General features: G+C 41.5%; 9 protein-coding genes. All 9 read left to right on the forward strand.

Going from position 1 to position 13,241, the window contains the following annotated elements; translation table 11 throughout:
* The first annotated feature begins 35 nt into the window (after positions 1 to 35).
* The 9 genes from AB3G73_RS04045 to AB3G73_RS04085 all read left to right on the forward strand — a co-directional run bounded on the left by AB3G73_RS04045 (position 36) and on the right by AB3G73_RS04085 (position 13,157).
* The gene (locus tag AB3G73_RS04045) at positions 36 to 929 is read left to right on the forward strand and encodes a Calx-beta domain-containing protein (RefSeq protein ID WP_234132198.1); all 894 of its coding nucleotides are present in this window, start codon (positions 36 to 38) and stop codon (positions 927 to 929) included.
* Between the two features lie 37 nt (positions 930 to 966).
* Entirely contained in the window at positions 967 to 1,455 is a 489-nt protein-coding gene (locus tag AB3G73_RS04050; protein ID WP_143260131.1) for a TlpA disulfide reductase family protein, read from the forward strand.
* A 32-nt stretch (positions 1,456 to 1,487) separates the two neighbouring features.
* A complete protein-coding gene (locus tag AB3G73_RS04055) occupies positions 1,488 to 3,092 on the forward strand; it encodes a DUF6029 family protein (protein WP_234132197.1) in 1,605 nt (534 codons plus the stop codon).
* Positions 3,093 to 3,127: 35 nt separating this feature from the next.
* The gene (locus AB3G73_RS04060; RefSeq protein ID WP_234132196.1) at positions 3,128 to 4,222 is read left to right on the forward strand and encodes an Omp28-related outer membrane protein; all 1,095 of its coding nucleotides are present in this window, start codon (positions 3,128 to 3,130) and stop codon (positions 4,220 to 4,222) included.
* 5 nt (positions 4,223 to 4,227) lie between these two features.
* Positions 4,228 to 5,346 (forward strand): Omp28-related outer membrane protein, encoded by a 1,119-nt coding sequence (locus AB3G73_RS04065; protein WP_258980571.1) that lies wholly within the window; start codon positions 4,228 to 4,230, stop codon positions 5,344 to 5,346.
* Between the two features lie 9 nt (positions 5,347 to 5,355).
* Entirely contained in the window at positions 5,356 to 6,420 is a 1,065-nt protein-coding gene (locus tag AB3G73_RS04070) for an Omp28-related outer membrane protein (RefSeq protein WP_234132194.1), read from the forward strand.
* 21 nt (positions 6,421 to 6,441) lie between these two features.
* Positions 6,442 to 8,658, forward strand: coding sequence for a hypothetical protein (locus tag AB3G73_RS04075; protein WP_367743010.1), 2,217 nt, complete (start codon positions 6,442 to 6,444; stop codon positions 8,656 to 8,658).
* Positions 8,659 to 8,736: 78 nt separating this feature from the next.
* A complete protein-coding gene (locus AB3G73_RS04080) occupies positions 8,737 to 11,280 on the forward strand; it encodes a PL29 family lyase N-terminal domain-containing protein (RefSeq protein WP_367743011.1) in 2,544 nt (847 codons plus the stop codon).
* 32 nt (positions 11,281 to 11,312) lie between these two features.
* On the forward strand, positions 11,313 to 13,157 hold the full coding sequence (locus AB3G73_RS04085) for a S41 family peptidase (RefSeq protein WP_259022902.1): 1,845 nt from the start codon (positions 11,313 to 11,315) through the stop codon (positions 13,155 to 13,157).
* The last annotated feature ends 84 nt before the right edge of the window (positions 13,158 to 13,241 follow it).

A 13,241-nucleotide genomic window follows, 5' to 3' on the forward strand; every position in this document is an offset into this window, starting at 1 on the left:
ATTGAATAAAGTAAATTATCAAACACTTGAGTAAAATGAACTATCTGAAAATATATGCATTTCTTCTGTGTGCTGTTCTAATAACTGCCTGTTCGGATGACGAGGAACAGCTTAACTCCGGAGCGGCTACGGTAAACTTGCAGGAGACAGCGATGACAGTGAAAGAATCTGCAGGTTTGTGCACTGTACCTGTCGTAGTGACAGGTGAACATACCGGAACTATCCGTGTGACATTCGAGTTAAAGGATCATAGTGCAAAAGAAGATGAAAATTACATCGTCACCACCAAAACACTACTTATTCCTGCCGGACAGGAGACTATAAATTTTGAGTTTAAAACTGTAGATGACAAAATAGTCAATGATGACCGTTCCTTTGATATTGAAATAGCTAGTGCGGAAGGGGCGTCCATTGGTGAAAACAAGCGGTTGACGGTGATTATTGAAGACAATGATTCCAGTCTTTATGAAACTCTTTCAGGAACTTGGGTATTTACCGGAACGGCATCTGCCACCAATGTGTCCAATGTGCCGATAGGCTTCTCTGTAAAAGTAAATACGGCGGAAGAAGGTACGGAGGCTTACGGACACTATATGGTTTGTTCAAATAAGAATGGGTTTGATCCGGATAATGATATTGAGTGGGAATTTAACTGGCGGTTGCACTATGAATATGATGCAGCTAAGCAGAAAACCTATCTGTCTATCGTGACGGACGAAGATGTTGCTTCCTATGGCTTATATACCATTCGTTTCAGGAGACTTGCTCTGGATGGAAGTTCTTCCGATGTTTACCGGGGAGAATACGATGCTGAAACACAAACGGTCACTTTCGAGAATGCTAACCTGATAGGCGATATGTATAAAGAAGGTGAGATACAGATACAAAAATTCAGGCTTTTTGGTTGTAAGATGGAACTTATCAGATAAAAAAACAAAATTATAAACATCACTAATAAAAGAATTTATGAGAGCATTAATTGTCTGCATTACCCTGTTGTTTGCTTTTCTAACTTGTGCTATGGCACAAATACCGTCAGTCAAGGTTGAAGATTCCAAAGGAACGCAGGTGAACACCGCTTCCCTGGTTAATCACAAGACGCCTATGATTATTTCTTTTTGGGCAACAACGTGCAAACCCTGTATTCGTGAGTTGGATGCTATTAATGAACTGTTGCCCGACTGGTTGGAAGAAGCCAAGTTTCGTGTGGTAGCTGTCTCAACAGATGACAGCCGTTCTACAGCCAAAGCGCGTGCGCTGGCGGAGGGGCATGGATGGGATGATTTTATCATGTTGTATGATAAGAATCAGGAGTTCATGCGAGCTATGAATGTGAGCCTGACCCCGCAGGTATATGTGGTAAATGCGGAGGGAAAAATTGTCTATTCACATACCGGCTATGCTCCGGGAAGTGAACTGGAACTATTGAAAGCGATTAAAAAATTACAGAAGTAAATCTGTTATTATTCATAGATAAACGCAATGACATGACTAGAATAAGATTTCGGATGTTTGCTTTATTAGCGTTAGCATCAACTCTGACCTATGCACAGGAAGATAACAAGAAGGGTTATCTGACGGGGAGCTTTGAAACAAATACGACTTACTATAAGGATGATAGTAAAACAGAAGCAGAATCTCCGGAGGATCATTTTGGTTCGAATAATTATCTGAAATTGGATTACTATCAGGGCAAGTTTGCCGTAGGCGTACAGTTGGAAGCCTATGAACCGGTACTGGTGGGATACCCGAAAGAATTGGAAAAGGCAAAGCTGACCAACTATTACGTATCTTGGGCCGACAAGGATTTCTCCATAACAGCGGGTACGTTTTATGAGCAGTTCGGTAGTGGACTGCTATTCCGTAGCTGGGAGGACCGTATGCTTGGTTTAAATAATGCGGTGATGGGAGCACGTTTTACCTACAATTACAAGAATATTGTAGGGTTGAAGGCTATTTGGGGAACTCCACGTTTTGGTATGGATTTTTCTGATACACAAGTACGTGGTGTAGATGTAAGTTTCTCCCTGTCTGAAATGCTTAAATGGCAAAATACCTCCTTGAGTATCGAAGGAGGGGCATTGAACCGGTATGAGAAGATCAGTATCGACCTCGAAGAAGAAGGAGGAAAGCCTTATTCGAATGGCTTCTCGGGGCGGGTGAATTTTGAACGTTCCGGGTTTACAATGAAGGGGGAATATGTAGATGGCGGTGATAAATATTATGGATTCATCCACGACGACAAAGCTTTTGTAAGGAAACGTGCCAATGCACAATTGCTGGAACTGGGCTATAGTGGCAGCGGATTAGGTGTGAATCTGACTGGACGTCGTCTGGAATGGATGAACAGTGAAATTATTGCTGGTAATGGTTCTACTTCGAATTTGTTGAATTACGTCCCGGCGATGAGTACGCAATATACCTATATGCTGACCAATTTACATCCTCATACTCCACAAGTGGGAGATGTGACGAATACAATCAGCGGTGAGATGGGGGGACAACTGGATGTCTTTTATCATTTCAAAAGAGGAACGGTGATTGGAGGTAAGCGCGGTCTGAAATTACATGCTAACTTCTCTACCTATTACGCTTTAGAAAAAGAAGGCACAGCCCAGATGGGTAACTTGGCGTTCCGTGATTTTAGTTTCGATGTAGAAAAGCAGTGGACAAAGTCATTCAAAATGAACCTGCTTTATTCCATGCAGGAATATAGTCCTTCTTACGGAGCGAAAAAAACGACCTCGCTGTCGAATATTTTTGTAGCAGATTTGCAATATAAATTCACTCCTTCTTTTTCCACTCGTATGGAGTTACAATACCTTAATACAAAAGAAGATCAAAAGGACTGGATGGCAGCTCTGCTGGAACTGAATTTTGCTCCGGCATGGAGCATTTACGGAAGTGATATGTATAATCATGGCAAAGATAAAATCCATTATTACAATGTGGGGGCCAGCTATGCAAAATCACGTACGCGTATTGCGTTGAGTTATGGTCGTAACAGGGAAGGATATGTATGTTCCGGGGGAGTTTGCCGGACGATTCCTAAATACACAGGTGCTAACCTGACTATTACCACTTCGTTTTGAGGTCAGTGAATCATTTATTAATTAGAATATAGAATATGAGAAAATTTGCAATGCTTTTTATGCCGGGCCTGATGTGCCTGTGCGGATGTTTGGTGTCATGCAGCGGCAATTCTGACGAAACTGAGGTGCCGGATAGCGGTGAAGTGACGGGACCTATTACTTTGACTGTGGATAAAGCTAAGATTGAAGCCAATGGAACTGATATGGCAACTTTCACGGTGACCGATGCGAATGGAAAAGTGCTGACAACTTCTGAATATATTAAAAATGTGTATTTTGAAGATGTTAATACCGGTGATTATTTAGATAGACGAACCAACACATTTTCGGCTGTAGAAAACGGATCACATCGTTTTAAGGCCTATTATCTGGACTGGGAGTCGGAAGAAGTCTCCGTGACTGTACAGAATCGGAAAAACTATGAACTTTTTTATCGTAAGGTAGGTGTTTTCAAAATGACCGGAACTTGGTGTACTTATTGTCCTGCTATGACTTCGGCATTGAAGAAAGTAGAAGAGATAATGCCGGATCGTATGGTGAAAATGGCTTTTCATGCTTCCAGCAGTTCTGCTACCGACCCGTTCCATTTGTCGCAGACAAGCACTATTATGACCCGTTTTGGAGCAACCGGTTTTCCTACCTGTATCTATGATTTGAAGGTGATGTCGATAGACAGAAATGTAAGTGCCATCAAACAAACCTTGAAAGACCAGATCAGAAAATATCCGGCCACTTGCGGCATCAAAGTGAATACGTCTTATAATTCTTCAAGTGGTGAGATTACGGTAAATGCAGCGTTAAAGTCGAGCCAGGGAGGAGAATATGATCTGGTTTATGTCTTGGTTACTGATGGCTTGACCGCATCCGGAGGAAATGAAACCTCGTATGATTATACGGTCAGAGCTATTTCCAACAATTACATGGCGATGTCAACCGATAGAAGATTTACTGTAAAAGCGAATGAAGAACATACTGCCGGTACTTTTATGATTTCCGGAGCAACGAACCTGAACTCTTCAACGTCACGTGTAGTGGTTTATGCATTACGTAAGGTTGATGACGCATATATGGTGGATAATATAACCCAATGTTCTATCGACGGAAGCGTAGATTATATTTATAATGACTAAGGCTTATGAAGAAATTATACCTGACAATTCTACCAATTGTAATGATCCTTTGTTTAGCAATGCTGTCATCCTGTTCCGGAAGTTCGGACGAAACAGAGAACGGAGGGGCGGATGACGGCATTCTGCGTATTACTGCTGATAAGACAGTCATGCAGGCAGATGGTGTGGAGAGGGTGACTTTTACAGTCAGACTAGGTGCTAAAGATGTAAGTGAAGAAAGTACGATGAACCTGATTCTGGTAAAAGAATCAGGGGAGGAAAACCTGGATTATGGTATCCGTGCTTTCAGTACTTCGGTGCCGGGTACTTATGTTTTTAAAGCCCGTTATTATGAGGGTAAGTCGATAGTCAGTGAAAATGAAGTGACTATTCAGGCTAATTCGACATCAGGCGGGGTAAGTTATTATCATAAGTTGCTGGGGATGCAGTTCACTTCTATCGGGTGTCAGGCTTGTCCGGCACTTAGTACTACATTGAAGGCCATCCAGACAGAACAGCCGGGACGATTGGCGGTAGCTTCTTTTCACATGGATTTCGGGGGAATGACAGACCCTATGACTATCGCGGCCACCAATAACTACCGGACCAATATTCTTGGTAATTTCACGGGATTGCCCCGTTTATTTTACAATCTGCGTAAAGGTACTAAAGATATGATCAGTATAAAAAGTCAGATTGAAGAGGAACTTCAGAATGAACTGAAGAACTATCCTGCGTCATGTGGGGTAGCCATTGAATCTGTATATAATGCTTCTGACCGTACGGTGACAGTTACAGGCAAATTAACCTCTAATGTAGCAAACACTTACCGTTGCCTGATCTATCTGGTGGAGGACGGAATCAAATATTTCCAGACGAACGGTGGAAATGATTATACCCATAACAATGTAGTTCGCGCAGTACTTTCCACATCGTTGAACGGTGACCGCTTCACTGGTGAAATAAATGCAGGAGTAGAGTCTACCATGCAGCGTTCTTATCAGTTGGAACCGGGATGGAATGTGGAAAATATGCGTGTGATTGTATCGATGCTGACAACATTGGACGGCGGAAAGACTTATACGTGTAATAACGTAAATGAGTGCAAGCTTGGAGAATCGGTAGATTATCTGTATAATGAATAAAGAGGGCTTATGTATATAAATATTTATAAAATAGCATTGCTGGTCTGCATTTGCGGCATTGGGATTTTCGGGATTTCCTGTTCGGGCAATACCGATGATTCGGAACAGACGGAAGTGATTTTGAGCGTTAGCAAAAACTCCTTGATTGCCGACGGAAAGGATGTTATAACTTTTACGGTCATGTATGCAGGAATAGATGTAACTGCCGATGCAGTCATCCGTTCCGTGATGGACGGGCAAACCTTGGATGGAAGCACCTTTTCTACTTCTAAAGCAGGAACCTATGCTTTTGAAGCATCTTACGACAAGTACGTATCCAAATTGATGACAGTGGTTGCGAAAAGTACGTCGGGCACACTATCCAGATTTGTAAGGCGTATTTGTGCGATGGAGTTTACCGGAACATGGTGCGCCATGTGTCCGGCAGGAATGACTCGCCTGAATTACCTGATAAATTCGGATTATGAAGGGATTGTTTATCTGATGTCCTTTCATGTAAATGGAACGAGTGCTGATCCGATGGCAATCGAACAGTCCTCAATTCTTTCCAAAAAGTTTGCTATCCCCGGTTACCCTTCATGTGTTGTCGATATGCGTAAGGAAATGGGATTATCCGAAAACTATACTGTCATGCGGTCAATATTCAATGAGTCTTTGGAAAAATATCCTGTCCATTGTGGGGTAGCTATCAGCTCTCTTTATAATGAAGCCGGTTCCGAAGCTAAAGTTACGGTGAGGGTGACTCCGGAGAAAACGGCTGACTATCGTCTGATAGTATATGCTGTGGAAGACGGTTTGAAGTATGAACAGAATGATGGTGGCAACTATCGTGACTATACGCACAATCATGTAGTGAGGAAATTACTTTCTGCTTCGGTTGATGGTGACAAGCTGGGGCAGCTTCCGGAGGATAAGGAAGTAATGAAAGAGTATACAGTGATATTGGATAATGCATGGAAAGCTGAAAAACTTTCTTTCTATGCATTAGTAACGGACGAAAACGGCTATGTGAATAACCTAGCTGTTTGCGAAGCTATAAACGGCAATGCCGATTATGAATATGTAAATGATTAATCACATTTATCACTTTTAATTATGAAGAAGAAATTAGTTAGTTTATTACTTTTGCTAGGGCTGTTTTTAGTTATAAGCCCTATGATGATTTCATGTTCGGATAAGGATGAACAGGGAGTTGATCCCGCGCCTCCTGAAGAGCCGGATACTCCGCTTCCTCCTGTACCGACCCCTATCAGATGGGTGGAAAACGAAGTGGATGGCGGTGAACGTGGAGTGGGCATCAAGGTGACCAGCAGAACTGCCAACAATTTTGTGTTTGAATGTACTCCGGGGGATAAGGTGCAATCTTACCGTTTGGATGTTTATCCTTTATGCCGTATGTATAACTACTTATTTGAAAGTGGAGGTGTAGGTGCAAGCGAAGAAGAAATTGAAGATTTGATTCTGGAAGCTCTTTATAATTCGGAAGGTGCCGGTGCTTACACTTTCAGCAGGAGTACATTAGGGGATAGTTATCCGAATGCGGAATTTGACTGGGCGAATTCCAAGTATTCCCAATCGGAGATTGTGCCGGGAGCAGAATATCTGATTATAACGGTAGGCTGTAATGATGAAGGCGGACAAAATCCGGCCGATATGAAAATCTGTCATCTCAAGACTCCTTCCGGAGATGTAGTAGGTCATCCTCGTGTGGATATTGATGTTGATCCCAGTTATCAGGCGGTTGGCATACAATACCTTCCGAATGAGGACTGTAAGTATTTCTATCAGTTTTGCGGAGATGCTGAACCTATCGATGCGTTTATCGAAGCTTACGGAAAGGATATGTATATTGACTTTATGAGACATTGGACGCAGACGGCAGGAGATGCACAGGTGCCTGAAGAAGAAATGTACTATGTCGTAGACTTTGGTTATACTGCCGATGCAACAAGAAAAATTACGGCTACGACTATCGGCTTGGATGCAAACAAGAATAAAGGGGATTATGTACGTCAGGACTTTCAATTAAAACAGATTCCTGAAAATGCGCCCGAAGCAGAATGTGCAATGACAATCACTAAAACGGGTGCTTCTATTGTTAATATGGATGTAACTCTGGAAAAAACCTGTTATGCCATGTTCTATCGTATCTTCAGTGAGTCAGACTATGCCCCTTATGAAAATGCGGACGAGGCTACGATGACAGCATTGGCACAGGCACTGGATCAGGAAGGATGGGGTATTAAGAATCTAAATATCGGTCAGGAAGGTTCGTACACAAAGTCCGAATTCCAATATGATCTTGCTCCGAATGGTTCCTATGTTGTCGCTTATATTGGTCGTAATGAATATGGGGAGTTGTCAAAAGTGAAAACAAGCCGTTTTTCAACACAGGAACGTGTGACTGATAATCCGGGAGCATCCAAGGCTACAATAGATATTACTATTTCCGATCCGGGAAGGACAAGTCTGAAGTTGAATTATAAATATAATCAGGAAGCGGCAGTATTTTATCATCAGTATATCATGACGCCTGATTTGCTGGAAGAGGCTAATAAAGCTGAATTGATTCAATATCTGTTATCAGAGGATTCAAATACGTGGCCTGCAAATGCAAACGGAGGGGTTGAAGATTATACGTTTACCGGTTTGGACCCTGCTACTGAATATATATTTGCTTATATGGCAGAAGACTGGGACGGTGTACTGACTGATGTGAAAATAGTGAAAGCTTCAACCGAAGCTATTATAGCAGGTCCTGACCCGACTATGCAACTGAGTGCTTATATGAGTGAGTTGGGGAATTTTACTGTTCAGTTCTCAATGGTAAAGGATGTAGCCAAGATCTTTCATATGATAGTGGAGGATGAGTATTCGGCAAGTGGCGATTATAGCTATGAGGATTGTATGAAAGTATGGAAAGAAAAATGTTTAGAGTCTGGTTTGACTACTGTTAATTCTACAATTCAATCATATGATAAGACAAGTGAAGCCAAACGTCTGGTTGCTTTATGTGTACCTATTGGTGCTGATGCTGACGGCAATGAAGTGATTGGTGACCTCTATGCTGTATTCTGGGATAAAGACAAGGGTATTGTTACCGATCCTTCCGTGTTATTCCCGGATGCCCCGAAATCGCAGAAGAGAATAATGGGAATGACTAAATCTCAAGTAGTGAAGAAAGATAGCCGGATACCTGCAAACCTAATTGTTAATGAACAGGTGGAAAAGAATGTTCCGGGAGCAATGAAAAGTGAAAGTACTATTTATCTTGATTTGAAGAGATTAGGAAAACATCCTCACGCCAAATAAATATCGGCAGAACTATTTTTCCGCACGATAGTGTGTTATCTATCGTGCGGTTTTCTCTAATCATTAATTTTTTTAGATATGAGAAGAAATCAATTTTTATGTAGCATGGGAAAATGTACATTTTTCCTAATGGCAGTATGTGTTGTGATGTTTTCGTCATGTTATAATGACGATGATTTAAAGAATTCGATTTCCGGTCTGGAAGATCGTATGGCTAAATTGGAGGCTTCATTGCAGAGTATACAAGGTGATATTTCTACATTAAAGACATTGACCGATGCCCTGTCTCAAAATAAATCGATCGCTTCTGTGCTGGAGAACGAAGATGGAAGTTATACTATCAAATTTTCAGACCAGACAGAAGTGACCATTCATAATGGTGAAGATGGAGAGGATGCTCCACAAATAACCGTTATAAAGAATGAAGAAGATGGTATTTATTATTGGGGAATCACCGGTACGGACGGTAAGAAAACACTCTTGAAAGATGGAGAAGGGAATATGATGCCTGTGACGGCTGCCGCTCCTAAGGTTCGTATTAATACGAACACGAAAGAATGGGAAATCTCTACCGATAATGGAAAAAACTGGGAACCGACCGGTGTTTACGCTTCCGGAGAAGGGACGGGGGACACTTCACTTTTCAGCGGAGTAAGCCAGGATGATGATTATGCTTATTTTACTCTGAAAGATGGTACGATATTGAAGGTTGTAAAATCCAAAGAACTGAAATGTGAGATATTGACAGGAAAACAGTATTTTGCGAACGGTGAGGAGAAATTGCTTCCGGTTGAAATGAGTGGTATTTCGAAATATACCGTGACCAAACCTGACGGCTGGAAAGTTTCATTGACTGGAAAGGGGTTGACTATTATTGCTCCTGTTGCAGAAAATCAGTATGCAGAGGCAGGTGGTAAGGTCGCTATAGTAGCTGTTGCATCTAACGGGCAGAGTCTTATTTCGGAGATTCCGGTAGTAATAGGGGAAGCTCCTGTGGCTATATCCGTTGAAGGGCAGATGGTTTCTACCACTTTGAAAAATGGAATAGAAATGTATTATTTGGGAGTGATGGAAATAGATCAATACAGCGCAGAAATGGTAGCTGAATTAGTAAATGGATATTCTGCCCGTATGTACATGAAAACAGCCGCTCTTGAAAAAATGCCCTTGGCGGAATTGTTGGGCAAGGATCCAGAACCCGGAAAGACGTATATGATTTGGGCGGTACCTCCATCTGAAACAGGCGACAAGTATCAGTCTGATGATGTAATTGCTGCTGCAATTAAGACTGCTGCGACTGTGGAATTGAAGGTTTCGGATATTACATTTGAAGGTGCAACGGTTTCTGCAACAAGAAAGGGGTGTGACATTTATTATACAGGAATCACGGATAAGTCTAATTATTCACCTGATGCAGTCATCGAAGACGTGTCTTTTTATGATGGCGGAACCAAACAGTATTCGGATTATAACGGACCGCTGGAGGGTAAGGTGTTGGATTTCCTTCCGACAGTTGTGCCGGGAACAACGTATGTGCTTTGGGCTATTCCTTATAATGAAGAAGGAAAGTATAAGACAGAAGAACTGGTATCGCTTGAAATTCCTGTTCCTGCGCTGACATATGACGGAACGGCAACGGTAAATGTGGGTAATGTGGTTGCTACGGTTACAAGTGTAAGTGCGCCTCTTACTCCCGGAACGGATTGCTATAAATATTATTATTCTTACATGAAGGAAACGGCTATGGCTAATTATGCTACCGACAGAGATGTGATATCCTATCTTATCAAAAACGGCAAGTCTGCCAAAGAGGCTGAAAATTTTGAAAGGGCTTCTTTGGAACCAGGCACGAAAGGTTTTCTTGTTGCAGTAGCTTTGGATAAAAAAGGGCAGCTCGGTTCGTTGGTTAAAGTGCAGGCTGATTCTAAGGAAATGTCCTATAATTCTTCTATTTCGGTCGATGTATTGATAGAACCGGGAGCTTTATCCACGACGTTGACGTTGACCCCGACCGGTAGTCCGGTAAAATACCGTTATGTCCATATGCCATTGAATGATTTCAGAAACTATCCATATTGGGGGGATGATGAAATGGTAAAGCAGGCTTTGGTAATGAATCAGGATGTAACAGAGGTTACCGTTGCTGATTTGAAAAAGAATCAACTGGTTATTGAGGACATAGAGTTTAAAGCTGACTATGTATTATTCATGATAGCAGTTGATGCAGACGGTAATCCTTCTACAACTATGACAAAGAAGGAGTATACCAGTGCAAAACCGACTTTCGTCAGAATAGAGAAAGATGCGGATTTGTGGAAAGCCGGTGAGCCGGAGGTAACGATTGACAAGATAGAAAAGGATAAGTTCTATACGGTTACGTACACCGTGAAGCCTAAAGCCGGTTGCAAACAGTTTTATGTATTTGCCGGATCTGCAGACTACCTGACGGGTATGTTTGATGAACAAATCAAGTATGTGATGAAATATGGAGTCAAACAAACAACCACTTATTCTGGAAGTATTTACGGACCGTTGCCAACTAATATCAATGTAACTTGGGTAGATGCGGAGGGACGGCTTTATGAGCTTTCTAAAACTGTGGTAAACGTTCCTGCGCAATAATCTTTTAATTTTCTAATTTAATAAAATGATAGATGAAAAATTTATTTAATAGTTTTTATAGTGTAGTATTACTTGCTTTGTGTCTGGTTGCTTTCAGTAACTGTTCGGATGGTGATGACGGCGGAGAAGTAGGTGGTGCGGATAATGGAATCACTGCGATTGCCAGTGCAACAGAAATGACCGTGTCTCTTTATGGGGAAACTGTCGAGATTTCATTTACTGCGGCAGGAAAATGGTCTCCTTCTTTACAATATTCTGCAGGAGCGGATTGGGCTTCCATCACTAATACCAGTGGTAATGCTACAGCAGGTAAAGGCGGATTAAAGGTAAAGGTTGATAAAAATGAATCCGGAAAAGAACGGGTCTTGACTGTAGCTGTGCAAGTGGAGGGATATAAGGTTCCCGTTACAGTATGTACTATCACACAAGGAGCAGGCTCCGGAACGGCAGTGGACTTGGCTTTGAATGAGTATATGGATAAATATTTGAAGGAACATTATTTGTTCAATGAGGAATATAATACGTTGGATATAGATTATGCATCAGTATCTTATGAAAATTTCCTGCCGACTTATCTTTTACCGATGAAAACCAATATGGAAGATGGTGGAACTTATCGTGCATTTTCGGCCAATGCAGGCAAGCGCTATATCTATTCTTATATTATGGAAACAGGTTCCAGTAGAACCCGTGCGAATACTCGTGCAACAAGTGTTGTAGGATCGGGACTTGGTACGTTTTTCTCTTCTTATATGCCGGATAGAACAACTATTGGACTATCCATTGGTTATGTGTATTTGGAATCTCCGGCTGCCAAAGCCGGATTGAGACGGGGCGACGTGATTGTTTCTGTTGATGGGGTTACTTTGAACAAGAATAATTATCAGCAATACATGAGCACTTTGTTTTATGCAGGTGGAGGTGAAACTTTTAAGATCGGCTATAGGCGTAAAATCTTTGATGAAAAACAGGGCGGCTACGATTTAGTGGATGGAGCTACTACATTAACTACCGGTAGTTATAAGAATAGCCCTATCTTGAATTCAATGTTTATAAAAGATAAAAAAGAGAATAAATTCAATATCGGTTATTTAGTTTATCTAAGTTTTGATTTGAATTTTGAAGAAGACTTGAAATATGTGATTCAGCAGTTCAAGGCGGAAGGTATTACAGATTTGATTTTAGATTTACGTTTCAACAATGGAGGTTCAGTTGAGTTAGCTCGTTATTTAGCCGCTTCTATCGCCGGTACATCACATCGTTCGGATGTATTTATGAAAATGCAACGTAATTCCGGTGCGGATGAGTATATCCGTTTTGGAGATGGTGATGATCTAAATCTTAATTCTGTAAGAATCATCTGTTCGGAAGAAACGGCTTCTGCCAGTGAATTGATAATTAATGGACTAAGAGGAATAGATTTTCCTGTGAAATTATTTGGTAGCCGCACGGAGGGAAAGAACGTGGGAATGGAAGTGCAAGAGTATAAATATGGAAATAAATATTATGAATTTGCTCCGATTACTTTCCGTTCTTTCAATGCAAAAGATTGGGGAGATTATGCTAGTGGCATGGATCCGGATGTCATGCTGAACAATCAAAACTCAGATTACGAGGATGATATTGATAACGTATTTCCTTATGCTTTCGGAGATTGGGATAACTTTGATTTCAATTATCCATTATATTGGGCACTATGTGATGTTCAAGGGGTGGATCCGACGACAGGTGAACCGGTGAAACGTAGCGGAAGATCAGGAATGACCCGTTCGCAACAAGATGAAATCATTAGAGTACCGTCTGTACCGTTGAAACGCCCTGTGGGAACTTTTGGCTCGCTCATTTATAACAAGCCGGAAGTAGAAAACTTATATTAGTAAGACTAAATCTCTTGTAAAATAAATTTTCTCTTAAGTTTAAGGGGATGCTTCTCGGTAAGGTGTTAGTGAGGGCATCCCCAT

This window comes from Bacteroides sp. L008, assembly GCF_040812255.1.
Lineage (GTDB): Bacteria > Bacteroidota > Bacteroidia > Bacteroidales > Bacteroidaceae > Bacteroides > Bacteroides vicugnae.

Coding starts and splice junctions, on each gene's coding strand:
- AB3G73_RS04065 (WP_258980571.1), top strand. CDS start 4,228: ATGAAGAAATTATACCTGACAATTCTACCAATTGTAATGATCCTTTGT.
- AB3G73_RS04080 (WP_367743011.1), top strand. CDS start 8,737: ATGAGAAGAAATCAATTTTTATGTAGCATGGGAAAATGTACATTTTTC.
- AB3G73_RS04070 (WP_234132194.1), top strand. CDS start 5,356: ATGTATATAAATATTTATAAAATAGCATTGCTGGTCTGCATTTGCGGC.
- AB3G73_RS04050 (WP_143260131.1), top strand. CDS start 967: ATGAGAGCATTAATTGTCTGCATTACCCTGTTGTTTGCTTTTCTAACT.
- AB3G73_RS04085 (WP_259022902.1), top strand. CDS start 11,313: ATGAAAAATTTATTTAATAGTTTTTATAGTGTAGTATTACTTGCTTTG.
- AB3G73_RS04055 (WP_234132197.1), top strand. CDS start 1,488: ATGACTAGAATAAGATTTCGGATGTTTGCTTTATTAGCGTTAGCATCA.
- AB3G73_RS04045 (WP_234132198.1), top strand. CDS start 36: ATGAACTATCTGAAAATATATGCATTTCTTCTGTGTGCTGTTCTAATA.
- AB3G73_RS04075 (WP_367743010.1), top strand. CDS start 6,442: ATGAAGAAGAAATTAGTTAGTTTATTACTTTTGCTAGGGCTGTTTTTA.
- AB3G73_RS04060 (WP_234132196.1), top strand. CDS start 3,128: ATGAGAAAATTTGCAATGCTTTTTATGCCGGGCCTGATGTGCCTGTGC.